We start from the raw sequence: 25275 nt of genomic DNA, 5'->3' as shown, positions 1-25275 counted from the left end.
TATTAACATCCGGAGAATTTCATATTAATGGACTTTCACTCTATTAGTTTGCATTATTGCGCAACTGCTTTAAAGCGTTCATAGATTACAAAGCGATAGTCGTAAGGATTCCGTTCATCTTTAGGCCCTTTAGAGGATGAAACCTCTCGGAAATGATCCCAATCTATAGTTGGAAAATATACATCTCCTTCAAAATTATCATCGATATGCGTGACGATGAGCTTATTTGCAAGAGGATACATTTGTGCAAAAACACCTGCGCCGCCAATGACCATCACCTCATCTAAGTGCGCTATTTGGTCCAGAGAATGAACAATTTCTGCACCTGGTGCCTCAAAATCAAGGTCCTTAGTTAAAACGATATTCCGGCGTTTGGGGAGCGGCTTCCTGCCAATAGAGTCCCATGTTTTTCTGCCCATAACAATGGTTTTCCCTAACGTCTGTTCTTTAAAAAATGCTAGATCTGCTGGCAATCGCCAAGGTAGTTTGTTATCTTTGCCGATTACACCGTCCCGAGACATCGCCCATATAAAAGAAATATTCATGCTTATGTCTCCTCTCTTCGTACCCTAAATAGCCACAGTTGCTTTAATTCCAGGATGATAGTCGTAATTCTCAAACTCAAAGTCTTCAAAAGTATAATCATTAATGGATTCCGGTTTGCGCAATATTTTCAGTTTTGGCAGTGGGTAAGGCTCTCTAGTTAACTGAAGATTTACTTGTTCCATATGATTCGAATAGATATGAACATCTCCACCAGACCAAATGAATTCACCAGGCTCTAGATCGCATTGCTGGGCCACCATATGAGTTAATAGAGCATAAGATGCAATATTAAAAGGAAGCCCTAAAAACGTATCTACCGAGCGCATGGTTAGCATACAGCTAAGCTTTCCTCCAGCTACATAGAATTGAAACACGAAATGGCACGGCGGTAATTTCATATTGTCAATCTCCGCGACATTCCATGCACTAACTAAGTGTCTTCTAGAATCAGGATTATGCTTAATAGACTCTATAACATTAGCAATTTGATCGATCTTGCTTCCATCTGTCGTCTCCCAAGCACGCCACTGAGAACCATACACAGGTCCTAAATCTCCGTTATCGTCAGCCCATTCGTCCCAGATTCGAACCCCATTTTCTTTGAGATAACTAATATTAGTATCCCCTTTTAAAAACCAGAGCAACTCATGGACAACAGACTTCAGATGAATACGCTTTGTTGTGACTAATGGAAAGCCTTCGCTTAAATCAAAACGTAATTGTCTACCAAAAACGGAACGAGTTCCCGTTCCCGTACGATCTTCTTTATCTGTTCCATGCTCCTTCACGTCTTGAAGCAAGTCTAAGTAATTTTGCACGATAACACCTCATTATGTGATCCGATTCGACGTTCCTTACTATGTAATATATCACGCTAGTGCCTAGTTTGTTAATGGAAAAGGATAATTTCCTCTTTCGCTAGGTTTTGTAAGTTTGTTTGCATTACAAAAGAGCAAGAACGACATGCGTTCTTGCTCCTCTTTAACATCTATTCATCTAGACTGAAATTTAACGAGAAATCACATGAATCGGATGACCTTCTACAAGTTCAGCCGCTTCCATTACGATTTCACCGAGTGTTGGATGCGCGTGAATCGTAAGGGATACATCCTCAAGCGTAGCGCCCATTTCCACGGCCAGACCTAATTCTGCAATTAAGTTGGAAGCTTCAATACCTACGATTTGAGCTCCAAGAACCACATTGTTCTCATCGTTAGCTACAATTTTAAGGAACCCTTCTGGGGCATTCAAAGAAGTCGCGCGGCCATTCCCCGCAAACGGGAATTTACCAGTTTTGACTTTATAGCCTTTTTCTTTGGCTTCAGTCTCGGTATAACCTACGCTGGAGCATTCGGGATCCGTGAAGACAACGGCAGGCATACCTTTGTAGTCAACTACAGAAGGAAGTCCAGAAATCACTTCCGCTGCAACCTTACCTTCGTAGGAAGCTTTGTGAGCCAAAGCAAGACCTGGAACGATGTCGCCAATTGCAAAGATATTCGGATTCGAAGTACGACCTTGATGGTCAACTTTTACCAAGCCACGCTCTGTAAGTTCAACACCTGCAAGATCAAGACCAAGATCTCCATCTGTGTTAGGACGACGGCCAACTGTAACTAGCAAATAATCCGCAGTTACTTCTTTGTTCTCGCCATTCACAGAATATTTAACCGTAACGTTCTTATCCGTTTGCTCAGCACTTTCAGCTTTTGCATTCGTTACGATTTCAATGCCAGTCTTCTCCATATTTTTCGCAACTAGACGAGTCATGTCTTTATCGAATCCTGGAAGAACGGTATCCAGACCTTCAATAATCGTAACTTTAGTTCCGAATTTGGAGAACATTTGACCTAACTCTGCACCGATATATCCTCCGCCAATAACAACGAGACTTTGTGGAATCTCTTGAAGATTAAGCGCTTCGGTAGAAGACAAAATACGTCCGCCAAATGGGAAGGGCTTCAATTCAATCGGACGGGAACCCGTAGCTAGAATACAATGTTTGAAGCGGTAACGAGGGGACTCGTGATCGTTAAATGCACGGGCCTCATTCTCATTAATGAACATCACTTCACCACTAAATACTTCTACTTTATTACCTTTCAACAAGCCGCCAACGCCTTGCGTCATTTTTTTAACAACGCCTTGCTTGAATTCTTGTGTCTTGGTAAAGTCCACTTTTACGTTCTCAGCTGTAATCCCGAAAGCTTCGCCATGTTGCGCAGCTTCGAATTGGTGTGCAGCTGAGATCAATGCTTTGGAAGGAATACATCCACGGTTCAAACATACGCCACCCAGTTCACTTTTATCTACAATGATAACTTTTTGTCCAAGCTGAGCCGCACGAATGGCTGCTACATATCCACCAGGACCGGCACCTACTACTAATGTATCAATATCTAAAGAAGCGTCTCCTACTACCATTTGTTACACCTCCATAACCAGCAGCTCAGGGTTACCAAGCAGTGATTTAATGTAGTTCATAAAGTTCTGTGCAGTTGCACCATCGATCAGACGGTGGTCAAAGCTTAGGGAAAGTGCCATAACTGGAGCTACAACAATCTCACCATTCTTCACTACAGGTTTCTCCGAAATACGGCCTGTTCCCAAAATTGCTACCTCAGGGTAGTTAATAATCGGAGTAAAGAACATACCGCCAGCGGAACCAATGTTAGAGATCGAGATGGTACTACCTCTCATTTCGTTCGCACTCAGCTTGCCATCACGGCCACGAGTCGCCAGGTCACGAATGGAGTCTGCAATCATCCAGATACTCTTACGATCCGCGTCTTTGATGACAGGTACAATCAAGCCATTGTCTGTATCCGTAGCAATACCGATATCATAATGTTTCTTATATACGATTTCATTGTTCACTTCGTCAATCGAAGCATTCAACGCTGGGAATTCACGAGAAGCTGCTACAAGAGCCTTCACAATGAAAGGCAAGTAAGTAACTTTTGTGCCTTTTTTCTCAGCAATGGGTTTGATTCGAGTACGGAATGCCACAAGGTCTGTAACATCTACTTCATCCATAATCGTTACATGAGGTGCTGTGTATGCAGATTTAACCATCGCATTGGAAATCGCTTTACGAATACCTTTAAATGGAACACGCTCTTCTTCAACACGCACAGTACCTTCTGATGCTGCTGGAGCTGACTTCACTTCGGTAGATTCAGAGGAAGATGATTGTTGCTGCGCTTCTGGAGCTGCTGAAGATCCGCCGCCTGATTTGAAGGATTCAACATCTTCGCGCGTAATTTTGCCTGCTTTGCCCGAACCCGTAACTTGGGATAGTTCCACGCCTTGTTCACGAGCGAACTTGCGTACGCTTGGCGTAGCCAATACTTCTTTGTTAGGCGCAGCCGGAGTAGTTGAACCAGAGGAAGAATCTCCTTTTGCAGCATCTTCTCCACCTTGTTTTGCAGCTACAGGACTATCAGAAGCCGGGGAAGATTTCGTATCTACTCCACCTTTAGCGGCATCTGCTTCTTGAGATCCTTGACTACCATGTTGCTCAGGGGCTGCCTCTTGTTCAGGAACTTCGCCTTCTGCATCAATTACAGCAACGACATCGCCTACACGGAAAATAGCGCCGTCTTTACCGAATACTTCTTGAATTGTACCATTTACTGGACAAGGCACTTCAATAACAGCCTTATCATTTTGGACTTCCATGATGATGTCATCATCGGTTACCTTATCACCGACTTTGATATGCATTTTAATAATTTCGCCTTCGTGCAATCCTTCACCGAGTTCCGGGAAACGATATTCAAACTTTGCCACCTAGAAGACCTCCCTTTCGTTCTAATCAATAATTAAAATTCAAGTACTTTGTTCACTGCTGCAATAACACGTGCTGGAGAAGGCAACCACTGATCTTCAATTTGAGCAAACGGATAAACGGTATCCGGACCTGCTACGCGAAGAACTGGAGCTTCCAAATGTAGAATAGCTTGTTCGTTGATTTGAGCAATGATCTCTGCAGCCATACCCGCAGATTTCTGTGCTTCTTGTACAACAATCGCACGATTCGTCTTCTTCACAGAAGCAATAATAGTGTCAATGTCCAAAGGTACAAGTGTACGTAAGTCAATGACTTCGGCTTTAATGCCTTTAGTTTTTTCGAGTTCTTCAGCAGCTTTTACTGCCGTGTGTACCATTAAGCCATAAGCAATAATAGTAACATCAGAACCTTCTTTTACAATATTAGCTTTACCCAATTCTACTGTGTAATCACCATCAGGTACTTCTGCACGGAATGCATGGTACAAGTTAAGGTGCTCCATGAAGAATACAGGGTCATTATCACGGATAGCAGAGATCAAAAGACCTTTAGCATCATAAGGATTAGAAGGAATAACGAGCTTAATCCCTGGAGTCTGAGCAATCAGACCTTCAAGTGAATCAGTGTGAAGTTCAGCAGCTTTTACACCACCACCAAATGGTGTGCGGAATACAACAGGTGCGTTATAACGCCCACCAGAGCGGTAACGAAGACGCGCTGCTTGAACGAGAATTTGATCCAAAGCTTCAAAAATAAATCCAACGAACTGAATCTCAGCGACCGGACGGAATCCTTGAATACCTAGGCCAAAAGCAAGACCACCAATAGCGGATTCAGCTAAAGGTGTATCAAATACACGCTCATCGCCAAAATCTTTTTGTAGTCCTTCTGTTGCACGGAATACGCCACCAACATTACCGACGTCTTCCCCAAAAATTAGAACGTTGGCATCGCGGCCAAGTTCAACGCGCATCGCATCGCGAATTGCTTCTTTCATGTTTAATTGTGCCATTGCTACATATCCTCCTAAAAGTCAGGTTTAATGACTAAATCCTTACATATTAAATTGAACGAATGTTGCCTAGAAGGCATTAAACAACTCCCCTATCCGCTCAGGCATACAGGGTTCAGGGGAGTCCGTGCTATATTATTGGAAGTCAGCCTTCTGCTCTTCCAGATGTTTCGGAGTTGTCTCGAACATGCTATCAATCAGACCAGCAACCGTCATTTTTTCAGTTTGCTCCGCTTTCTTGATTTGCTCATTCACTTTAGCTTTTGCTTCTTCTTTTACGCGAGCTGTGTCTTCGTCAGTCCAGAGCCCTTTTTTCTCCAAATATTTAGCAAAGCGAGCAATTGGATCTTTAAGATTCCATTCGCCTTCTTCTTCTTTGGTCCGGTACTTGGAAGCATCATCTGACAAAGAGTGTGGACGGAAACGATACGTTACGGCTTCAATCAGAGTTGCGCCTTCACCATTACGGCCGCGTTCTGCTGCCTCTTGAACGGCTTTGATAACGGCAAGAACATCCATCCCATCAATTTTTATTCCTTTAATACCAGCTGCAACTGCTTTGTGGGCAATAGATAGAGCTGCTGTTTGTTTGGAGAATGGTGTTGTAATGGCATAACCATTATTTTGAACGAAGAAAATAACCGGTAATTTGTACACACCAGCGTAGTTCAGACCTTCATAGAAGTCACCTTCTGAAGAACCACCATCACCTGTATATGTAATGGCAACTTGTTTTTGTTTTCTAAGCTTGTAACCCATAGCAATTCCCATAGCATGCAGAATTTGAGCGCCAATAATAATTTGCGGCATCAACACATTTACACCTTGTGGAATTTCCCCACCGTGTTGATGACCACGAGAATACAAGAAAGCTTGGTACAGCGGAAGGCCGTGCCATACGATTTGTGGCATATCGCGGTAACCCGGGCATACGAAATCTTCTTTTTCAAGAGCATACTCACTACCTACCATCGTAGCTTCTTGTCCAGAGACTGGAGCATAGAAACCTAGACGACCTTGGCGGCCCAAATTAACTGCACGATCATCCCATGTGCGTGTAAATACCATACGGTACATAATTTCTTTCAGTTGATCATCAGACAAGTCAGGAACTTTATCTTTGTTAACAATCTCACCATCGGGAGAGAGCACGGATAAAGTCTGGACTTCCTCCGTATATACTTCATAAGGTACCTTGCTCATTATTTTCACCTCGACAAAAAATTTGAAGTTCATCTACTTCTGTTATAGAATTATTATACATCTGTTTCACCAGTGAAGTCAAAGGATATACTTTAAAATATGTCAGTTGGTGGTTTTTGTATGTATAACAGATGACAAATATTTATATAACAGATTATCAAGACAGCGGATACAATTAGATCTTACAACTCTTGGTTATCTTAACGTAATAGATAGTCAAAAGCAAAATTACAAACGATGGAGTGTGACAACCCATGACGGATTCCCGTTACTTAAAACGGACCATTAATAAAGAAGAAATCGATAGTACTTTTCTTGGAGAAAAACGTAATCTACGAGTGTATCTTCCCCCAGGTTACAACGAAGTGCTCAGTTATCCTGTAATCTATTGCCAAGATGGAGAAGAATTTTTCAATTATGGCCGCATTGCGACGCTTGCGAATCAGCTCATTTTAGATGAGGATTTTGAACCTTTTATTATTGTAGGTATCGAAGTTGATGTGAAAGTACGTTCTTCCGAATACACCCCTTCTGGATCACGCAATGAGGATTACGTTTCCTGTGTTATAGAAGAAATCATTCCCTTTGTAGAACGCAATTATCCTGTTCGCAGACATGCTCAAGATAGAATTTTGGCCGGGGATTCACTCGGAGGTTCTATATCATTACAGCTGGCTTTGAAAAGGCCAGATCTGTTCTCCAAAATCATAAGCCTGTCTGGAGCCTTCTACTCAGGAATTCAGCACATGGTCGCTGCCGAGGATGATCTTTCCTCTCTCTCGCTGTATATGATTGTCGGACTGCAGGAACGAGATTACGAAACCGATAGCGGCGTGTATGATTTCGTCGATCTTAATCGTAAAACACGGGATCTTCTTCTGAAACGTGGCGCTCAGATTAAATATGATGAGAAAGATGGTAAACATCTGTGGGGCTTCTGGCAAAAGGAACTCGGCGCAGCACTTACCTATTTTCTGACATAATAATTAAAGCGCCGATTCCAGAGAAACCTGAACCGGCGCTTTTTTTTATATTTTCAACCATTGTTCTATATATTTAGTCTAGTTGTTTCTATAGTTAGAATTCAGGAGAGTTCAGTTTAAAGGTGCTGCTCAAAATCCGCCTGCACAGAAGACGTAGACTTGAGTGAACGACGTGGCAGTTTCCATTTATAGAAGACAGACAACATTCGGAATACAACCACAAGCACAAATAGAATGATTAACTCGATACTTCCTTTGGCCCAACCTAATCCAATCACTGCGCCAGCCATCATCGCCCATACGGCATAAATCTCATCCCTCAAGACTAAGGGCTTACGTCCTGCTAACAAGTCTCGAATGATTCCCCCACCGATTCCAGTCAGCACGGCTGCAACAACGACCGCGCTCAAGGGGTGCTTCATGTTCTCCGCATAGAGCGCTCCTTGGATGGCAAAAGCGGATAAGCCAATCGCATCAAACAGGGCCTCAGTTCTTTTCCAATGCTGAATCCACTTGAGTGGAAGTACAAAAGCAACCAGAACGGCTAAGTTCGCTAAAATAATTAAATCCCCTTGTGTCCACAAGGTTGTTGCAGGAACACCGATCAGCACATTGCGAATAATTCCTCCGCCAAACGCCGTAACTACACCTAGCACCAGCACTCCAAGTATGTCGTACTCTTCTTCCATAGCCACAAAAGCTCCTGACATAGCAAAAGCTATTGTGCCTATGATACTGAACCAATCAAAAATATGCATGATCTCGGTCTGCCCCTATCTGTCATGTTGATCGCTTCAGTATATTGTAAACTGTGCTTTTAAAATTAGGCAAGCTTCAACTTATACACTATACTACTATAGTCTTAACTACTTAAAGAAAGGAAGATGATGATGACCTTTCAACGGGCCGTGATTTTCGCCGGGGGCCAGACTGAGCTATCCAGCCTTCAACTAATTCATAAGCAGGACTATATTATAGGAGCAGACCGTGGAGCTTTGTTCCTCATTCTCCATGGAGTTCAGCCTCATCTATCTGTGGGTGATTTCGATTCTATTAATGAAGCAGAATTTGAAATGGTAAAACAACATAGTGGACAAGTCATCTCTTGTGACGCTTATGATAAGAATTTGACAGACATGGAACTTGCGCTGGAACTTGCCATCAACAAAGGAGTTCAAGATGTCCTCATGTTCGGTGCCACGGGCTCTCGTCTAGACCATACCTTAGCGAATATTCAAATGCTTAATCACGCTATGCCGAATCACGTTAATATTTCTATTATAGATGCTAATAACTATATTACTCTTACCGATTGTTCCTATAGAGTTGAAGATAAAGGATATACATATGTATCTTTACTACCCATGACTTCAAACGTTACAGGTATTAATATAGAAGGATTCCTTTATCCTTTAGTTAATGCAACTTTAACTCAAGGACAGTCTCTGGGCATAAGCAATAAGCTCGTAGGACCCTTTGGGCAAATCTATATCAAAAGCGGCAAATTGCTTATTATACAGAGCCGTGATTAACTCACTAGATTACAATTTTGTAATATGTTATGTAAGCGCAAATAAACAAAGAAAAACCTTGATATAACAAGGTTTTTCTTTGTTTATTTATATGTAAGTCTATCTTTAATCTTAAATTATTGTAACTTTAATGATATTTTAATAATCACCTTTAATCCCTTGCTGGGCCTAGATATAATAGAGTTATACAAAATGTGGAATTAAAATAAGCTGTTATACTACAGTCATAACCCAAGAGAAAAGAAATTTGGAGGTAACAACATGACAAACAAAAAACACTTTTTCCAAAAAGTATTGACAGTAGGGCTGTGTGCTAGCATCGGGTTCACAGGACTTTTAGCAACAGGCGCAGCAGAAACTGCTTCTGCAGCAACATCTTCCACTACCGTGAATGCCTATGCCACCTCGACTTCAAAAGGTCAACAGGTGATTAACTATGGTAAACAATATCTAGGCGTCCGTTATGTATTCGGAGCTTCGACTACTACGACTAAAAATTTTGACTGCTCTTCTTTTACCAAACATGTATTTAAGAAATACGGAATTACGTTGCCGCGTACAGCAGCTCAGCAATCTAAAATAGGAAAAGCTGTATCTCGCGCAAACCTAAAAGTCGGCGATTTGGTATTCTTCTCTAGCGGTAGTCGTGCCAACGGTAAAAATGTGACCCATGTAGGGATCTATGCGGGAAATGGCAAAATCCTACACACTTATGGCTCACCTGGCGTAACGATTTCTAGTCTGAACAATGGCGGAAATTGGGACAGAACTTATCTGAAAGCTCGCCGCGTACTTTAATTTAATTCGTTTTTTTCACTGCTCTTTAAGTCTATTGTTATAATACAGTTTAGTATCCTACCGGTGTCCAAGAGGCATCGGTTTTTTTATTTATATTTCATTATATTAACCTTTAATGACATTATTGAATCATATACCCTGATCCACGAACCGTATGAATCACTTTACGTGATCGTCCACGATCAATTTTACTTCGGAGGTGCCTGATGTATACATCTACTACATTCGTATCTATTCTAAAGTCATAACCCCACACTTCATGAAGAATATCTTCTCTACTACATACATGATGCACATTGCGCATAAGGAATACCATAAGATCAAACTCTTTGGGAGTAAGCTTAATCCACTCTTCACCACGAAAAACTTTTTTCTTCTTTACTTGCACGAGGACATCTTCGAAACATAGGTCTTGTAATTGCTCTTCTCTAGAATCTAAGGCAAGCAAGCGTTGCACATTATGAATACGAGCGATGACTTCGTCAGGATCCTTTGTTCTGTCAATATAATCATGTGCACCTTCTGAGAAGGTAAGCAATAACTCTTTTAAAGAATAAGAAGGTGTTAGTACCAACAACGGTTTTAACTTGCCCTGCAAAACAGAACGTAGCTCTTTTAGGTCCTGAGGTGAACCGCTTAAAATTACATCAGGCTGGTGAAGAGCATACTGTTCCTCAGCTTCAGCCAAAGTCTGGGGATAAATCATGTTATATCCCACTTCCCTTAATCGATCATGCAGTCCATCATCACTCAGCTTGTACACGAGAATAAGTTCTTGAGCCAACCTTTTTTACGCCCCTTTCTCTAAGCGTTCCACTTCCTTCCCTCTAGTGTCTCACATAAAAAAAAATCCATACCGCCATCTGGGATATAGATTAAATACAAATTTATATTCACAATTCGAACTCATTTAGATTTCGTTACTATGTCTTTCAGTTCTTGCGCTGCTGTTCTTGGTTCCATGTGACCTGTAATTGAAGATATAACGGCCACTCCATCCGCACCAGCTTGTATCACTTCATCCACATTGGATGCATGTATGCCCCCTATAGCTACAATCGGGAATGATCCTACATGATTACGTATACGTCCCAGACTCTGAACTCCAATCGGTCTAATCGCATCCGTCTTCGTACGTGTGGAATACATAGGTCCTACTCCTATATAATCTGCACCTATTCGTATAGCTTCTACAGCCTCTTCCTCATTATGCGTAGATACTCCAAGCCACAAGTGAGGATGATTTCGCCTAATTTGCACGGGATCTCCGTCGCTCTGACCCAGGTGAATACCATCTGCACCAAGACGATGAGCGAATTGGATATCATCATTCACAATAAAGGGCACCCCATGGGCAAAACATAAAGACCGAAGGCGTTGGGCTAATGCATGGCGCTCCTCACCCACTAAAGCTCCACGACCTTTCTCTCGAAATTGAAAGAGAGTTATCCCCCCATATATCGCCTCTGATAAAAGATGACAGGGATCTTTTCCTTCTACATTTTGGCTCCCCATAATGAAGTAAAGCGCTAAATCTGAGGTCGTAATGTTTCTCAGCGCATGTCACCCCTATCTGCATATGCCCAATGGTTCACGGGGCCATATAGATGTCTCGAGTCTACCTCAATCGGATAAGCGATCGCATTCATGATGAATTTTTTTCCTAAAGAGACGGCTTTCTCTATAGAATTCCCCTTTGCCAACCCAGAGGTAATAGCAGCCGAAAGCGTACATCCTGTGCCATGAGTATGACGTGTATGAATACGCGGTGAAGATAACGCAAGATACGTATCCCTAGTGATTAAATAGTCTGTTGATTCTACCGAATCTTCACGGTGTCCCCCTTTTAATAACACATGAGGCACGCCCATCGAACAAATTCGTTGTCCCGCTTCATATAGCGAAGGAACATCTACAATCTCTATACCACTGATCAGTTCTGCTTCAGGAATATTAGGCGTAATCAGACAAGCTAAAGGCAACAGTATATCCAACATGGTGTCCATGGCACTAGGCTGTAAAAGAACTGCACCACTTTTTGATATCATAACCGGATCAATAACAATCTGTGGCCATGCATAACATTTTATAGCGGAAGCAACCAACTGAATGATCTCAGCACTATATAGCATGCCTGTTTTTGTCGAGGCAGGTGTGAAGTCCTCCCCTATGGCTTGAAGCTGAGCTTCTACAGTCTGCAGAGGTAAGGGGAAGACCTCTTTTACTTCTTGCGTGTTCTGAGCGGTAACGGCTGTGATCACACTCATTCCATAGATATCTAACTCCTGAAATGTCTTAAGATCAGCTTGAATGCCTGCTCCTCCCCCACAGTCAGAACCTGCTATGGATAATGCACTCGGATAGAACAAGTTCATCCCCCTTATTACGAGCCCACATATTTGTTATAAAAGGTTTTGGCTTCTGCCACATCCTTAGTTCCATGCACTAAAGCCCGCCCATCTTGGAAAAGTACCAGTCTTAAACTTTGAAGATGAAATGAAAGAAGAAAAGGATTGATCTCCACCCGAGCTCCTGATATTTGTTGAAGAATCGCTTGTCGCTCGAGTAAATTCATGGTTCTTGGGGAAGCAGGACGAATCTGTACCGTATCTCTGCCGCATAATACTTCCGTCTTTTGTAAATTACTAGCCGATAGAAAAGGATAATTCCTTCTAGGTCCGCAAGATAGACAGTCTTCGCGCTGAACCGATCCCACCTTAATAGAAGCTTGTTCATTACGCCATACATCAAAAGAAAGTAAGGTGCCTCTTAATGCGGATTCATTTTGCGTAAGAAGTTTGATCGTCTCGGTTGTCTGATGCGCGGCTACCATATGCACTGCTGGAGGAATAATACCTGAGGTATCACATGTATCTCCACCTAGTGGGGTGGCTCCTAGTAGACAGTTCAGGCAAGGGGTATACCCGGGCCTAATCGTGTATGTAATGCCATAACTGCCCACACATCCTCCATATATCCAAGGTATACGATGTTTTTGGGAGATGTCATTTATGAGTAACCTTGTATCAAAATTATCTGTCGCATCTATAATGACATGTATATCATGCACCAAAGATTCGATCTCATCTAGAGTTACATCCATCACATGTGCATCTATAACTACCGCCGAATTCAACTCTTGCAAACGACGCTGAGCAGCCACAGCCTTTGGCATACGAGTTAGCGCATCTTGTTCACTGAAGAGTTGTTGTCTTTGAAGATTGCTCCACTCTACATAATCTCGATCCACGATCCGAACATAACCGACTCCAGCCCGAACCAGCGATTCAGCATTAGCAGTCCCAAGTGCACCTGCTCCTATAATAAGAATTCTACTATTCGATAATAGTTTTTGCCCAACACCTCCTATCGGAGCAAAAAGCTCTTGTCTCGAATATCTTGTAGCTTGTTCTGGGTGAACATGTGTAGATGTGGACGTTGAGGGTCCATTTCCTGTCATGTTGTTATCATTCCTTCCTGAGGACTGCTTGCGGTGGCATATCGCTTAATAGGAATTCTTCCAGCTTCATATCCTAATCGTCCTGCAATCACAGCTAGTCTCATGGCCTCGGCCATTTTCACTGGGTCTGCTGCCCTAGAAACCGCAGAATTCAGTAATACACCATCTGCTCCAAGTTCCATTGCCTGCGCTGCATCTTTAGGAGAACCAATACCCGCATCCACAATAACGGGGATGTTCGCTTGCTCAATGATGAGTTCTAATTGATACGGATTCACGATCCCTCTGCCCGAACCAATTGGGGATGCACCAGGCATTAAGGCATGCACACCTAGTTGTTGAAGGCGTTTAGCTAAAATTAAATCATCTGAAATGTAAGGAAGAACGATGAATCCTTCTGCTAATAAAGTTTCACATGCTTTCCATGTCTCAATTGGATCCGGTAATAACGTCTTGGCGTCACCAATCACTTCAACCTTGATCATATCACACAGTCCTGAAGCTTTAGCCAAGCGAGCAATTCGTACAGCTTCATCTGCCGTAGCAGCCCCTGCCGTATTCGGAAGTAAAGTGAAGGCGCTCAAGTCCAGACGTTCAAGAAAATGGGCTTCATGGGGTTGTTCTAAGTTCAAGCGGCGTACAGCAAAGGTCAAAATTTCACTCTGTGCTGCTTCCACAGCCAGACTTTGAACTTCTAAATCTGAAAATTTACCTGTACCTAACAGCAGACGAGATTGAAATGAATGTGTGCCTATCGTAAGCATCGTTAACCGCCTCCTACAAAATGTACGATCTCAAGTATATCTCCCTCATGAACAGGGGTATGCACATGCATTTCACGTGTTAAAATGGTCTGATTACGTTCAACCACTACAGTCTTTACACTTAAATCTAATCGCAAAATGACGTCAGCCACAGTTTGTGGCGAAGGCTCGAGAGACATCATCTGCCCATTAATTGTTAGTCTCATCATAGGGCTCCTTCATAGTGATATTGAAATCGATCCGGTCTAAATGGCTTCAAATTCAGGTCCGGGTTATGAATACCTTCTAATATATTCGCAAGAATTGTTGCGGTTATAGAAGAAAGAAGGACCCCGTTTCGGTAATGTCCAGCGGCGACGTAAAGTCCTTCAATCCCTGCCCATTCTCCGATATAAGGAAGACCGTCTGGAGATTTAGGACGATGCCCGCACCATGCTCTCTCGAACGTAGATTGACCTACCGCAGGCAGCCAATACTCTGCCGATTCAATCAGATGCCTAATGCCCATAGCCCGAACGCCGGGGCTTCGATCCCCTGGCATACTTGTCGCCCCTAACCAGAGACGGTTCGTTGATTTTGGAACCATATATACAGATTCTGAGTAGAGCGTATGATGCAAAAGAGGACGCTCTGTTCGCACCTCAACTATTTCTCCTTTTACAGGGATGAGAGGTAGGTTCAAACCTTGTTGCTCCAAAAGCTCGCATAACTGCCAACCTGAAGCTAGAACGACTTGCCCAGCCTCAAACGTTCCTCGGGATGTATGTACCCCTTTCACGTGTCCACCCTCCAAATAAAGGGACATCACTTTTGTATTTAGACATAACTCTGCTCCCTGTTTTTGGGCACTGTAACCCAGAGCCTGCGTTAATTTCTGCGGGATAATTTGTGTCTCTTCCCTTCTGAATATAGCACCGTGCAGGCCAGAGTTTAGAAAGGGCTCCATCTCCGCAAGTTTGGTAGACGTCCACCAGGTATCATTGCCTTTTAGCGGAAAATGCTGAAGGAGATCATAGGCTTCTTCTTGATCTCTAATTGGTGTAATGAAGCCTTGCCCATTGAACTCGATATCCACATTACTAAGTTCTCTCAATTCACGAGCCAGTTGAGCGAAAGAATTCCGACTTAGTGTGGCTAAATTCATCAGTTCAGGATGTCCAAAATGCTCGGAATCCGCGGCCAACATTCCAGCAGCAGCTCCTGAAGCACCACTCGCAAGCCGTGAAGACTGTTCGATAATCAAGACCTGTTTTCCCCTTTTGGATAGCAAATATCCTAGAAAACATCCAATGACTCCTCCACCTACGATAATGACGTCGCTGGAAGCAATATTCATCTGAATTCACCCCCACTTGATTTGCATTCTTTGTTAGACATGCTTTAAGTAACCGAATTACTTGAAAAAGCTTCTTGTAAAGCATGCAGGAACGCTTTAACTGCCCTCTGGGGATCTGAGGCAGACATTACGCCCGACATTATAGCAATTCCATTAGCACCAGCTTCTACAACCATATGAACGCGATCCGGTGTCATTCCCCCTAGAGCAATAATAGGGATATCCGTAGACCGACATACGGACTGAAGTTCTAGAATCCCTCGAGAGTGTAAATTATGCTTAGATTCCGTAGGGAAAATGTGTCCAAACATGGCATAATCAGCCCCTTGGATCTTTGCATCTTGAGCCGCTCGCACTTCATGAATGGATCGCCCAATGCGCATATTCGCACTCCACGCTTTAATTTGCTGAGGACGCAAACTTCTCTCACCCAATTGAATTCCCCCTACTTGATAAGCACGAGCAATGTCCACACGATCATTAATATAAATTTTGGCAGAAGGAACGCCGCTCTGGATTAATCCCTCTATCACTAGACCCATATCTAGTGCAGACCATTTTTTCTCCCGAATATGTAGTGCATGAGCAAACGGATGAATCTCTGAAAAAATATTTAAGACGGTCTCCATGGATTGAGTGCCATTGGAAATGATATGAAGTTCAGGCAATAGACTTGGCAAAGAGCTCCTCCTAACATATCGTTCTTACGCTTTAGAAAAGCGCATAAAAAAAGCCGTCCCTAGGGAACGGCTTCACGTTATTATCAAAGCATTAGCTTTAATCACTGGTCGGCGAGGTGAGGCTAGATCAAATCTATCCATCGATCCTATGTGTCCGGCAGTGTCAGAACGAGAACCACTTCCCTACGCTGGTATAATCCAGATCAGGTGCAAAGGGTCCGGAAGATACTCTTCCATCTCAGCCAAACTCGGCCCCCCCAGTGAATCAACAACTATTTACTTAAAATGAGTTAACAAATATTTAATTCAAGTGAATCAACAACTAATTTCTTAATTGGAGTGTATCATATTTTGGTAATTGTGAGAACCCTCCATGACAATACTTATCCCTAGATTATGCGTTCTTCGTGGACCAGGATTCTACATCCCATGTCTTGGTCACCCAATCCTCATAAAAGTCGGGTTCATGAGATACCAACAATACAGTTCCTTTGAACTCTTTTAAGGCGCGCTTTAATTCTTCCTTAGCTACGATATCCAAGTGATTCGTCGGCTCATCGAAAAGAATCCAGTTTGTCTCACGCATCATCAACTTACAAAGGCGGACCTTCGCCTGTTCTCCACCACTTAATGCCTTAAGCGGACGTGTAATATGTTCGTTCTTGAGGCCACAACGAGCTAGATGGGCACGAACTTCATGCTGATTGAGGCTGGAGAATTCATTCCACACATCATCAATAGGTGTAATATTCTCTGCACGTACTTCCTGTTCAAAGTATGCCGGGAACAAAAAATCACCAAGATATGTTTTGCCACTTATAGGCTGAACTTTACCTAAAATTGTTTTGAGCAACGTGGATTTACCTACCCCGTTACAACCAACGATAGCAATCTTGTCACCACGCTCAATCGTCATAGTCATTTTCGGCAGTAAAGCATGGGTATATCCAATTTCGAAATCAATACCCTCAAATACCGTTTTCCCGCTTGCTCTAGCTTCTTTGAAGCCAAATGTAGGTTTGGCCGCCTCTTCTGGACGATCGATTCTCTCCATACGATCCAATTGTTTTTCCCGGCTCTTCGCTCGTCCTGAAGTAGAGTACCTTGCTTTATTGCGCTGAATGAAATCTTCTTGTTTCTTAATAAATTCCTGCTGCTTCTCATAAGCATCAATATGTTGGTTCTTATTCATGTCTGCCATATCCAGGAATTTCTCATAGTTAGCTGTATATCGAGTGAGCTTAGCAAACTCCAAATGATAGACAATATTTACAACCTGACTCATGAATTCCGTATCATGAGAGATCAATATAAATGCGTAAGGGTAGTTCTGTAAATAGTTAACCAACCACTGAATATGTTCTACATCCAAATAGTTGGTAGGCTCATCCAGTAAGAGGACATTCGGTTTCTCTAAAAGAAGCTTAGCCAACAGAACCTTAGTACGCTGACCTCCGCTTAATGCGGATACATCTCGATCAAGTCCGATAGCGGCTAGACCTAGGCCATTGGCCATTTCTTCAACTTTGACATCAATAAGATAAAAGTCCCCAATTTCCAATTGTTCTTGGATATCTCCCATCTGTGTCAAAAGTTCTTCTAATTCTTCGGGTGAAGCCTCGCCCATCTTATTAGTAATCTCCATCATTTCTTCTTCAAGTTTCAGGAGAGGAAGAAATGCAGTCTTAAGAATATCGCGGACAGTTTGTCCAGGCGTAAGCTTAGTATGTTGATCTAGATAACCATAACGGACTTTTGGAGTCCACTCCGCTCTACCGCTATCTTTTAAAAGCGTACCTGTAAGAATATTCATCAGTGTAGATTTACCCACACCATTTGCACCGACCAGGCCAACTCGTTCCCCGGCTAATAGACGAAATGATACATTTTTAAATAAAGTACGTTCTCCAAAATTATGTGAAAGATTCTCTACAGTTAATAAACTCATATGAAAGAACAAGCTCCTATTCGTAGTGTAATAAATTCTTATGTCGATCGTAGACATTCAAGAATTAATTTTAGCATATGAAAGGGCTTTTCAGAAACAATTCCAGATGTTTTTTTATCGAAATGTATTTTGAAAGTTGAGTCCTTACACTATTGACATATCTGAGCCTCGAAATATCCTTTGGATGCGGCTTCCTTTGTGCTAGAGAATACTTCTTGGGGAATATAAGGGTAGTTGCAACCCGCGCGGTAAAAGTACTTCAGTCCTTTCACAGTGCTTGTCCCTCCATAGATAGCTGCCCTTTGCTTCAATCTCCCACCTGCTAGGGCATAATTATTGTAATGTTGGTCCCCGACTTCGAGACCTTGAAGAAAAGCAACCATTCCAATATCATCAATTGTATTGTTCCAATCTTCCTGAGGAATCATCGGTAAAGTGAATTGATATCCTTTCCCTTTACTATTATGCTCTGCAATAGCTTCTGAGAGATCCGATTCCATACTTAACACAATCTGTCTTCTTCGTTCTGCCTCAAAACCATCTTCATTAGCTAAAAGGGGTACATTCACCTCATGGGCAAGCTCTTCCCTTTGTCCTGAATGCCATTTCTGGTCTTGGACTGTAAACACAGTAACTTTCTCATCCAGTGTGAACTCGATCACATTGCCAAGTACATCGGTCCAAGCATAGGGTTTCAATGGACTCCATTGATGAGAAACAAGAGGTTGTCCTTGGCTATCCTTGTATTCACTCATTCGGTACATGTAGTACCCTGCATAATCTATCACCATCACCGCAGGTATATAATTCATTAAAGATTCTTGAGATTTAGGGTCATTTTCAATTCCAAGATTGAGATAGAGCGTTCTTAGAAAAGCATTCAGTCCCTTATCAGCATCAGATCTAAAGAACTTACTAGAGGAATAGCTGGTCTCATAATCCTGCAATTCGTTCTCATTTAGCTGACTTGCTCCATCCTGTACGGCAGTTCTCAAGGCTGTACTATATTTGAGACTTAGACTTTGCGCATTCCAGCGATCTTGACTATGAAGTTGTCCTATCCATAATAAGGGACTGACAATGAGGATGAATACAATAGCCAGATCAGTAATCTTCATTTTGAACCATGCCTCCATATAGGAGAACCCGAGAATTATCTTCAATAATGCCGTATATATATCCTGTAAGAATATTCATCGAACTTTTACCTAGAACTTGGATGCTAACCTTAAAATAATCACCGGACTGCAATTTGTACGTGCGCAGATCTCCCTCCCTATTATCGAGACCTTCAGGATAAAGCGTAGAAAGGATATCTTTTATCTCACGATTATCGTATTGTATCGTGTAACTCCCCTTAAATGTTAAAGGATCAGCGGAATCTGCATATTCAGGTTGATATTTTTTATGTTGGTGTTCCATTGTGACCGTATATACTCGACCTCCCCGTTCAATTTCTTGCATAAATGATTCATACATGGAAGGGGAAATGAATCCCTTGTTCCTTACGGCATCTACAAATTCCGTTACAGATGAATAGGCCGTCAGTTGCTCCGTATTCTCTTCTCTTTGAGCAAACTGGACTGCTGGAACAAAATACAAAAGTAATACAGCAAGTAAGGCTGCTATTATTTTGGATAGTACACTGGACATGCTTATATCTCCTTACAGCTATCTCAGACTAAGATTGATCGTCTGTATTTGACCTTGTTGATTTCTTATGTATGTCGCATTATATTCTTTAACTAAATTAATTCCATGTATCCACCCTTGGTCTGGATCTTCATTTAGATGACTGTACCTCTGCCCATTCAGGACAAAGTCATATTTGCTTAAGCCACGATTTTTCCAGAGTGTCATCACTTGGGCTCCAGTGAAATGATCTATTCCTATTGGATTAACCTCAACTTGAAGAATACTTCTCCTTTGAGGGGTAGTGGCCGCTTCGACCAACTCCTCAGTTAGAGAATGCCTGCGTTCACTATGTATAGTGAACACCAAAGCGTTGATCCATAGACCAGCCGCTGCGGCCATCCACAACATTTTCTTTGTATTTTCTAACATCTAGATTATTTTACTGTGCTCTGTTTGAAAATGAGTCCACGTACTACATTCGAACTGTCTTTAATTACCTGCGCTTTAAATTTGCCACTAGGGTTAACGTAATCATTATCTGATTCGTCCCATGATTCTCCGACAGATGTTGTACTTGCACCCGTAACCGATCCATACGTGTCACTCGTGGGGTCAGACACATTTAAAGCATAGCCGTACCATTGACCGGATTTATTTTTACCCGTCAATATTTTCACACCAAATTGATCCTTGTCCTTAAACTTTCGTAGTGCATTGGTTACTTGGGATCCACTAACTGTCGTATCGTCATAGACGGTAAACGAGGCCTGTGCAAGCTCCGTTTGGATATCCGAGAAATTATTTTGAGCTGTCTTCGTTGCTTCTTGGGCAGAGATAAATAAAATGACCACAATCGTAATCAATGCAATTGTCAAGAAAATTCCTGCGGCTACCTTCAAAGCAGTTGAAGCATTATTCATAATAAGTATCCTCCATATTATAGTTTTTGAATTTGATCATAATACTGCGTCATCTGAGTGAAGCTCATCCAAATCAAAGGGACCACCAAGTATAAAAACACGAGAGCATACATTGGCGTAAATCCAATCATTCTGCCCCAATTCGATTTGATATCCAGCATTTTCTCATAACTAATCCTCCGTTCTTCAAAACGAAAGGACATCTCTCCATCCATATTATCGAAAGCTTTAGCGATAGGAATTCTCTCCACAGCAAGGATTAACTTCTCAATGAGGCGTTTGAATTCAGGTAAAGTTACTTCATCCTTGAGCTGGTGTAACGCTACTTCTGCGCCATGCTCGAAATGCAATAAGCATTTTTCAAGAGGGGTTCTAAATATCAGTGCATATACACTCATCCAATGCAGAATCTCTTCTACCGATATGCGATCCATTTCTTTTAAAATAACGATGATGGATTGGAGTTGATAAACTTCATGTTTCATGTCCATCTGTCTAATTCTCCGTTGAAACCTCAGGTAGATAACAGGCAGTTCATATCCGAACCAGACCAAGATTAGAGCAACTACAACTTCCCACCATTTCAGATATTCACTGTTCATTCTTTGTAATTTGGTATAGATTCGGTTGACCGTCTCAGTGAATTGACCTTTGTGTAACTTGGTTTGAGAATGCATAGCTACTAAGTGAGAGATTTCATCATAACTTGTGTTCCCTTTAACTTTCACATCATGAATAACTATTGTATCCAGCAGTACAGCTCGATCAGCTAGCATTTTGTCTTCCTTAGATAGAGAGCCAAAAACCACCGTACTTCGAGGTAATTCTATCTGAATTCGATTTATTTCTAAGACATGAAGAATAAGAAAGCAACTTATCACCGTTATGCCGCATATTCCCGCTAAAACCATTCTTCTTACGTAAAACCACTCAACTCTTAATATGTGATTCGTATCTTTCAAAAGCTGCGAGATCTTTAGGTAGGGTCGAGTATTGATCTCTGGAATAAAAAATTTCGTCATTCTCCGAAACCATAAGTGGTTATATATAAGTTGCTCCCAAGGCTTCTTCAGCCGCTGCGTCTGTATAGATGCATCTTCCGTATTTTTTAATTTCTGAAGTAGCGTATAGGCTGCCATAATGAGAACATAAATAAATAACTTTGTAAGCATTCCAGCTCTGCCAAGATAGTATTCCTCCATTAGAGGAAAGCTTTTTCGAGCCCACATCTCTACTGGTTTCGTAAAAAACACAGGAAATAAAGCAATAAAATGCAATCCTTTTAATACATAATCCAATTTGGCACGTCTAATTATTTCCAATTGTATTTCTTGATTTAGCGTATTTAGCCCTTTTAAATACATCGAGCCTTCACTTCCGACTTTATCTCCATACTCCATAATCAACAAAGAAATGCCTGCAAATGATTTCAAAAATCGACTTGGCGCCGTCTCATAGTAACGATTTAGTTCCTCATGCGGATCAGATGATTTCAATGCATCTGCAATGATGTAGCCATGTGAAGAGATAGCCTCTGCTGATAATTCCGCTGCTTCCTCTATCGCTTCCTCAACCATGCTATGCCGATGATAAGCATGTCTGACCTCATTCATGAATTGGATCATTTGATTGAGCAACTGAGTTTCCAGTCTCTGAATAAAAGTATCCAGAAATAAGCTGTTGAGAACTACAGCTGTTAATAGAAGTATCATAAGATAGACAGGATCAGGATTGAGCAAAAAAAGGATACAGCCCCCTAGACTCAATGCGAATATAATAAAGATGACTGCCTTCATTGTATGAACACGTAGTGAGGATTCTTGATGAATTTGAATATCTGCTATCCGCTTACGTACTTGTATGACATAGGATCTTAGAAAGGGAATCCTCATAGTGTAAAGGTATAATTTCAGTAACCATTGATGTTCGTTATCTTTCCATTTTTTTTTGCGATAAGATATATTAAATGACAAGGAAACAAAGTTACTTTGTGTAGACTTCTGCAGCCGTAGTATGTAGAAACAGAGTATGAGAAAGATCAACATCGAACCACCTACTATGAAGAAGAACAACGTTTTAAGCTCCAATTTGCTCACCCCAGCGACTCTTTACAAATTGCTGAAATGCGACTTGATCCTCATCTGTCATTTGCGAAGACATATCTCGAATACTCTTTGGAGATAAATGTGAAGAGATCTTATACCCTCCGTCAAGATGTTCAATGATATTTCTTCCTCCTTGGACCGTTGCTGAGTGATTACATTCTGTAATGCGTTCAATATACCTTCGTCCGTTCATGTCTGCCCTCAAATGTACATTGAAATGAATTACATGTAGCACCTGATTTTCTGCGATTCGCTCATCACGGAACATTCCTGTTTTGAGTAGCGAATTGCGAAGGGAGTAGATTAGATCTTCGAATGTCTTAGCATGATGTGTGAATAAGGTGAAAAGACTGGCCACCTGAGCCATTTGAATCATCCATGTTGCTACTTCATCCGTTGACACTTCGCCCAAAATATTTACTGCGCCATCCGTCTTTTTCTGCAGATCAAGTCCAGCTTGTCCTGATATATGCTCCGTTTCTTTAAAACTTAATATATTTCTTTTGTTGTATAAATTTCTTAAATGAAGCTCAAAAGACATCTCCTGTACTCGTAACGTGTAGGATGCATAGATGTGCCGAATCATAGCCATCATAAGTGTCGTTTTCCCTGACCCTTGTGCACCAGTGATTGCAGTAATTCGGCTACCTTTCATAAGATATTTCAACAAATCTACAACAACATCCGCATTATCCCCTTGTACTAAATGGTCTAACATCGTCTTTTGCACATCAAATTTTCGAACGAAAAATGCCCATGACTCAGCAAAAGGAGGTCTTACTACCACTACTCTTGATCCATCCTTCATTTCATTGACTTTATAGCCATTGGATTGCGATAGCTGACCAGGCAAATTGTATTTGTAAATGTTCTGACACACTCGCTTTAATTCACTAGAAGAACCAAACGACAGAAAGGATAAATGAATGGACTTCCCCTGAAAAAAAATCCATATACTTTCATAATTACGGCCCCCCTCCTCACCTTGAAAAGATTGAGATGCATTAAAAAAATCACTTTCCGCATCGGAAGTACCACTTACCCCACCACTCACACCATCAATACGCTGATCACGAAGTTCATCAATAACCGAAAACCCTTTGTATTGTTGGTATACACGCTGCACAATAATATCTAACTTCTCATGCACTATCAAAGGTCTATACTCTTGATAAAATATAGAGTGAATATCCTCTGTTGTAATCTCGTAACTCCACTCTTCATTAGAACCATGACGAGGCCGGTCCAGTTCATAGAGCTTAATCAGCGTCTCCATAGCGCCCGGGCCATGACTAGACTGGAATAGATACAGCATAATATCAAACTTTTCCTGCACAGATAACTTATCTATTTGTTCAAAAGGAATGATCTGATCCATATGTTGCTCGACTAGTCCATAACCAGACAATAAAAGATCACGGATTTGATTCTTTACTAACGTTTTATCCCTGATATCTCCTGATACACACCCTTTGAGCGCTCGTCGAAGTTCACGTCGCTGACTGACCTTTCTTCGATAGGTCTCCTCGCCAAGTCCCATATCATCTGGATTCGTTCTTATGAGTTCATGTAACCGCTGCATAACATAGTCGATCAGCGCCTCCAACGTATAAGGATCGTAGTCCTGATCATCATGCAGTACGCTAGTCTTATAACTGTAGTATTTAACAAGAAAATAGATTCCAGTTATGAAGAAAATAAAAACAATAATTGAAGTGTTCAGCGTAGTATTCATTTAGGCGCCCCTCTCCTTAATGAATTCGCCTTCTCTGTCTATCATCTTAAGTATAAAACTGCATATTGTTCGAAGAGCTCTGAGAAAAGCTTGCTCTCCATTTCTACGAGCAGATGCATGAATAAGCCGCTCCATGTAAGACTTAACTTGATATGTATTACAGGCATCTGTAAAGGATCTAGTATAGGGCAAACCTTCGATTCGCAAGGTAGTGGTATAACGTCTTTTTATGTTTGTAATTGTAAGATATTGTTTCTCATCATAATTAGGAATCAAAAGTAATATCGATGGATGATATAGGGTTGGCTTAGATTGTACCATTTCAAAAAAGTGATCTAATGCAGAAATACGCTGTGGCACCACAGCAATAACCATGTCATCTTTTTGAGCCCCATCCTTCTCCAAAATAGAATCCCCCCCTCCCATTAGGGATTGGTTTTCATTTAAGAAGAGGACATCATAAAGATCCGCCGCAATCCTCAGTATTTGCTCATATCCCCTAATCCATGATGTACTCGTATGAAAATTATTTTTTTGTATTTGTTTGAAATTCTGCCAATTAGCAATATCCATTCTTCCTTGTATTATAGATTCTGTATATTCGATAAAGTTATCACGGCTTAGCAGTCTACTAAGAGAAAGTCTCATTAATGCATCCATACCTTGTTGCAATTGATCAGGTAAGAGTGTTTCAGAGGTAGCCATGCCGATATCCTGACTTAAGAACAACCTTAATCTGTAATCCGATGCCATGACTATAGACAGTGCTATTGCTATTTCTGTGGCTTGACCTCGATTATCTTCCCAAAAACGGACAATACTCAA

General features: G+C 41.6%; 26 protein-coding genes and 1 riboswitch. Of the genes, 3 read left to right on the top strand and 23 right to left on the bottom strand.

Going from position 1 to position 25275, the window contains the following annotated elements; all coding sequences use genetic code 11:
• Positions 1-53: 53 nt before the first annotated feature.
• The 6 genes from J2Z69_RS04130 to pdhA all read right to left on the bottom strand — a co-directional run bounded on the left by J2Z69_RS04130 (position 54) and on the right by pdhA (position 6554).
• Positions 54-545, bottom strand: a complete 492-nt coding sequence (locus J2Z69_RS04130) for a dihydrofolate reductase (RefSeq protein WP_209859401.1) — start codon at positions 543-545, stop codon at positions 54-56.
• A 24-nt stretch (positions 546-569) separates the two neighbouring features.
• Complete coding sequence (thyA, locus tag J2Z69_RS04125; protein ID WP_209859399.1) at positions 570-1364, bottom strand: thymidylate synthase; 795 nt, start codon at positions 1362-1364, stop codon at positions 570-572.
• A gap of 190 nt (positions 1365-1554) precedes the next feature.
• A complete protein-coding gene (gene lpdA / locus J2Z69_RS04120; protein ID WP_209859397.1) occupies positions 1555-2970 on the bottom strand; it encodes a dihydrolipoyl dehydrogenase in 1416 nt (471 codons plus the stop codon).
• 3 nt (positions 2971-2973) lie between these two features.
• On the bottom strand, positions 2974-4338 hold the full coding sequence (locus tag J2Z69_RS04115) for a dihydrolipoamide acetyltransferase family protein (protein WP_209859395.1): 1365 nt from the start codon (positions 4336-4338) through the stop codon (positions 2974-2976).
• Between the two features lie 32 nt (positions 4339-4370).
• Positions 4371-5351 (bottom strand): alpha-ketoacid dehydrogenase subunit beta, encoded by a 981-nt coding sequence (locus tag J2Z69_RS04110; protein WP_209859393.1) that lies wholly within the window; start codon positions 5349-5351, stop codon positions 4371-4373.
• 135 nt (positions 5352-5486) lie between these two features.
• Complete coding sequence (gene pdhA / locus J2Z69_RS04105) at positions 5487-6554, bottom strand: pyruvate dehydrogenase (acetyl-transferring) E1 component subunit alpha (protein WP_209860484.1); 1068 nt, start codon at positions 6552-6554, stop codon at positions 5487-5489.
• A gap of 254 nt (positions 6555-6808) precedes the next feature.
• On the opposite strand from pdhA, the gene J2Z69_RS04100 reads away from it, so the two are divergent.
• Positions 6809-7537, top strand: coding sequence for an alpha/beta hydrolase (locus J2Z69_RS04100; protein WP_209859390.1), 729 nt, complete (start codon positions 6809-6811; stop codon positions 7535-7537).
• Between the two features lie 116 nt (positions 7538-7653).
• On the opposite strand, the gene J2Z69_RS04095 is transcribed toward J2Z69_RS04100, so the two are convergent.
• The gene (locus J2Z69_RS04095) at positions 7654-8295 is read right to left on the bottom strand and encodes a trimeric intracellular cation channel family protein (protein ID WP_209859388.1); all 642 of its coding nucleotides are present in this window, start codon (positions 8293-8295) and stop codon (positions 7654-7656) included.
• A gap of 132 nt (positions 8296-8427) precedes the next feature.
• On the opposite strand from J2Z69_RS04095, the gene J2Z69_RS04090 reads away from it, so the two are divergent.
• Both J2Z69_RS04090 and J2Z69_RS04085 read left to right on the top strand, forming a co-directional pair.
• Positions 8428-9069 (top strand): thiamine diphosphokinase, encoded by a 642-nt coding sequence (locus J2Z69_RS04090; RefSeq protein ID WP_209859386.1) that lies wholly within the window; start codon positions 8428-8430, stop codon positions 9067-9069.
• Positions 9070-9330: 261 nt separating this feature from the next.
• The gene (locus tag J2Z69_RS04085; protein WP_209859384.1) at positions 9331-9867 is read left to right on the top strand and encodes a C40 family peptidase; all 537 of its coding nucleotides are present in this window, start codon (positions 9331-9333) and stop codon (positions 9865-9867) included.
• Positions 9868-9988: 121 nt separating this feature from the next.
• Here the strand turns inward: J2Z69_RS04085 and J2Z69_RS04080 are convergent, their stop codons facing one another.
• The 16 genes from J2Z69_RS04080 to J2Z69_RS04005 all read right to left on the bottom strand — a co-directional run bounded on the left by J2Z69_RS04080 (position 9989) and on the right by J2Z69_RS04005 (position 25275).
• The gene (locus tag J2Z69_RS04080) at positions 9989-10651 is read right to left on the bottom strand and encodes a winged helix-turn-helix transcriptional regulator (protein WP_209859382.1); all 663 of its coding nucleotides are present in this window, start codon (positions 10649-10651) and stop codon (positions 9989-9991) included.
• A 122-nt stretch (positions 10652-10773) separates the two neighbouring features.
• Positions 10774-11424, bottom strand: coding sequence for a thiamine phosphate synthase (thiE, locus tag J2Z69_RS04075; RefSeq protein WP_425354981.1), 651 nt, complete (start codon positions 11422-11424; stop codon positions 10774-10776).
• Positions 11421-12242 (bottom strand): bifunctional hydroxymethylpyrimidine kinase/phosphomethylpyrimidine kinase, encoded by an 822-nt coding sequence (thiD, locus tag J2Z69_RS04070; RefSeq protein WP_209859378.1) that lies wholly within the window; start codon positions 12240-12242, stop codon positions 11421-11423. The genes thiE and thiD overlap by 4 nt, the downstream gene beginning before the upstream one ends.
• Before the next feature lie 8 nt (positions 12243-12250).
• On the bottom strand, positions 12251-13327 hold the full coding sequence (locus J2Z69_RS04065; RefSeq protein WP_209859376.1) for a ThiF family adenylyltransferase: 1077 nt from the start codon (positions 13325-13327) through the stop codon (positions 12251-12253).
• Positions 13324-14091 carry a thiazole synthase gene (locus tag J2Z69_RS04060; RefSeq protein ID WP_209859374.1) on the bottom strand — a complete coding sequence of 256 codons (768 nt, stop codon included), beginning with the start codon at positions 14089-14091 and terminating at the stop codon, positions 13324-13326. The genes J2Z69_RS04065 and J2Z69_RS04060 overlap by 4 nt, the downstream gene beginning before the upstream one ends.
• 2 nt (positions 14092-14093) lie before the next feature.
• Positions 14094-14297, bottom strand: a complete 204-nt coding sequence (gene thiS / locus J2Z69_RS04055) for a sulfur carrier protein ThiS (protein WP_209859372.1) — start codon at positions 14295-14297, stop codon at positions 14094-14096.
• The gene (gene thiO, locus J2Z69_RS04050; protein WP_209859371.1) at positions 14297-15427 is read right to left on the bottom strand and encodes a glycine oxidase ThiO; all 1131 of its coding nucleotides are present in this window, start codon (positions 15425-15427) and stop codon (positions 14297-14299) included. The genes thiS and thiO overlap by 1 nt, the downstream gene beginning before the upstream one ends.
• 44 nt (positions 15428-15471) lie before the next feature.
• Positions 15472-16107 (bottom strand): thiamine phosphate synthase, encoded by a 636-nt coding sequence (locus J2Z69_RS04045; RefSeq protein WP_209859369.1) that lies wholly within the window; start codon positions 16105-16107, stop codon positions 15472-15474.
• A 163-nt stretch (positions 16108-16270) separates the two neighbouring features.
• Positions 16271-16376: riboswitch (TPP riboswitch) on the bottom strand.
• 125 nt (positions 16377-16501) lie between these two features.
• Positions 16502-18055 (bottom strand): ABC-F family ATP-binding cassette domain-containing protein, encoded by a 1554-nt coding sequence (locus J2Z69_RS04040; RefSeq protein ID WP_209859367.1) that lies wholly within the window; start codon positions 18053-18055, stop codon positions 16502-16504.
• 149 nt (positions 18056-18204) lie between these two features.
• Positions 18205-19173: a hypothetical protein gene (locus J2Z69_RS04035; protein WP_209859365.1), complete on the bottom strand. Its 969-nt coding sequence runs from the start codon at positions 19171-19173 to the stop codon at positions 18205-18207.
• Complete coding sequence (locus tag J2Z69_RS04030; protein ID WP_209859363.1) at positions 19160-19708, bottom strand: hypothetical protein; 549 nt, start codon at positions 19706-19708, stop codon at positions 19160-19162. Before J2Z69_RS04030 ends, J2Z69_RS04035 begins: the two co-directional genes overlap by 14 nt.
• An 18-nt stretch (positions 19709-19726) precedes the next feature.
• On the bottom strand, positions 19727-20119 hold the full coding sequence (locus J2Z69_RS04025; protein WP_209859361.1) for a hypothetical protein: 393 nt from the start codon (positions 20117-20119) through the stop codon (positions 19727-19729).
• A gap of 5 nt (positions 20120-20124) precedes the next feature.
• Complete coding sequence (locus J2Z69_RS04020; RefSeq protein ID WP_209859359.1) at positions 20125-20610, bottom strand: ABC transporter permease; 486 nt, start codon at positions 20608-20610, stop codon at positions 20125-20127.
• A 17-nt stretch (positions 20611-20627) separates the two neighbouring features.
• On the bottom strand, positions 20628-22502 hold the full coding sequence (locus tag J2Z69_RS04015; RefSeq protein ID WP_209859357.1) for a hypothetical protein: 1875 nt from the start codon (positions 22500-22502) through the stop codon (positions 20628-20630).
• A 184-nt stretch (positions 22503-22686) separates the two neighbouring features.
• Positions 22687-24450, bottom strand: a complete 1764-nt coding sequence (locus J2Z69_RS04010) for an ATPase, T2SS/T4P/T4SS family (RefSeq protein ID WP_209859355.1) — start codon at positions 24448-24450, stop codon at positions 22687-22689.
• A complete protein-coding gene (locus tag J2Z69_RS04005; protein WP_209859346.1) occupies positions 24451-25275 on the bottom strand; it encodes a hypothetical protein in 825 nt (274 codons plus the stop codon).

Origin of the sequence: Paenibacillus shirakamiensis (genome assembly GCF_017874255.1) — a bacterium.
GTDB lineage: Bacteria > Bacillota > Bacilli > Paenibacillales > Paenibacillaceae > Fontibacillus > Fontibacillus shirakamiensis.
Note: the sequence above shows the minus strand (reverse complement) of the source record. Positions and strands in the feature narration are given on the sequence as shown.

Bases quoted from the DNA above. Each gene is read 5' to 3' on its own strand.
- J2Z69_RS04130 (WP_209859401.1), bottom strand. From the start codon at position 545: ATGAATATTTCTTTTATATGGGCGATGTCTCGGGACGGTGTAATCGGC.
- lpdA (WP_209859397.1), bottom strand. From the start codon at position 2,970: ATGGTAGTAGGAGACGCTTCTTTAGATATTGATACATTAGTAGTAGGT.
- J2Z69_RS04110 (WP_209859393.1), bottom strand. From the start codon at position 5,351: ATGGCACAATTAAACATGAAAGAAGCAATTCGCGATGCGATGCGCGTT.
- pdhA (WP_209860484.1), bottom strand. From the start codon at position 6,554: ATGAGCAAGGTACCTTATGAAGTATATACGGAGGAAGTCCAGACTTTA.
- J2Z69_RS04100 (WP_209859390.1), top strand. From the start codon at position 6,809: ATGACGGATTCCCGTTACTTAAAACGGACCATTAATAAAGAAGAAATC.
- J2Z69_RS04095 (WP_209859388.1), bottom strand. From the start codon at position 8,295: ATGCATATTTTTGATTGGTTCAGTATCATAGGCACAATAGCTTTTGCT.
- J2Z69_RS04090 (WP_209859386.1), top strand. From the start codon at position 8,428: ATGACCTTTCAACGGGCCGTGATTTTCGCCGGGGGCCAGACTGAGCTA.
- J2Z69_RS04085 (WP_209859384.1), top strand. From the start codon at position 9,331: ATGACAAACAAAAAACACTTTTTCCAAAAAGTATTGACAGTAGGGCTG.
- thiD (WP_209859378.1), bottom strand. From the start codon at position 12,242: ATGAACTTGTTCTATCCGAGTGCATTATCCATAGCAGGTTCTGACTGT.
- J2Z69_RS04065 (WP_209859376.1), bottom strand. From the start codon at position 13,327: ATGACAGGAAATGGACCCTCAACGTCCACATCTACACATGTTCACCCA.
- J2Z69_RS04060 (WP_209859374.1), bottom strand. From the start codon at position 14,091: ATGCTTACGATAGGCACACATTCATTTCAATCTCGTCTGCTGTTAGGT.
- thiS (WP_209859372.1), bottom strand. From the start codon at position 14,297: ATGAGACTAACAATTAATGGGCAGATGATGTCTCTCGAGCCTTCGCCA.
- thiO (WP_209859371.1), bottom strand. From the start codon at position 15,427: ATGAATATTGCTTCCAGCGACGTCATTATCGTAGGTGGAGGAGTCATT.
- J2Z69_RS04040 (WP_209859367.1), bottom strand. From the start codon at position 18,055: ATGAGTTTATTAACTGTAGAGAATCTTTCACATAATTTTGGAGAACGT.
- J2Z69_RS04035 (WP_209859365.1), bottom strand. From the start codon at position 19,173: ATGAAGATTACTGATCTGGCTATTGTATTCATCCTCATTGTCAGTCCC.
- J2Z69_RS04030 (WP_209859363.1), bottom strand. From the start codon at position 19,708: ATGTCCAGTGTACTATCCAAAATAATAGCAGCCTTACTTGCTGTATTA.
- J2Z69_RS04025 (WP_209859361.1), bottom strand. From the start codon at position 20,119: ATGTTAGAAAATACAAAGAAAATGTTGTGGATGGCCGCAGCGGCTGGT.
- J2Z69_RS04020 (WP_209859359.1), bottom strand. From the start codon at position 20,610: ATGAATAATGCTTCAACTGCTTTGAAGGTAGCCGCAGGAATTTTCTTG.
- J2Z69_RS04015 (WP_209859357.1), bottom strand. From the start codon at position 22,502: ATGAGGATTCCCTTTCTAAGATCCTATGTCATACAAGTACGTAAGCGG.
- J2Z69_RS04010 (WP_209859355.1), bottom strand. From the start codon at position 24,450: ATGAATACTACGCTGAACACTTCAATTATTGTTTTTATTTTCTTCATA.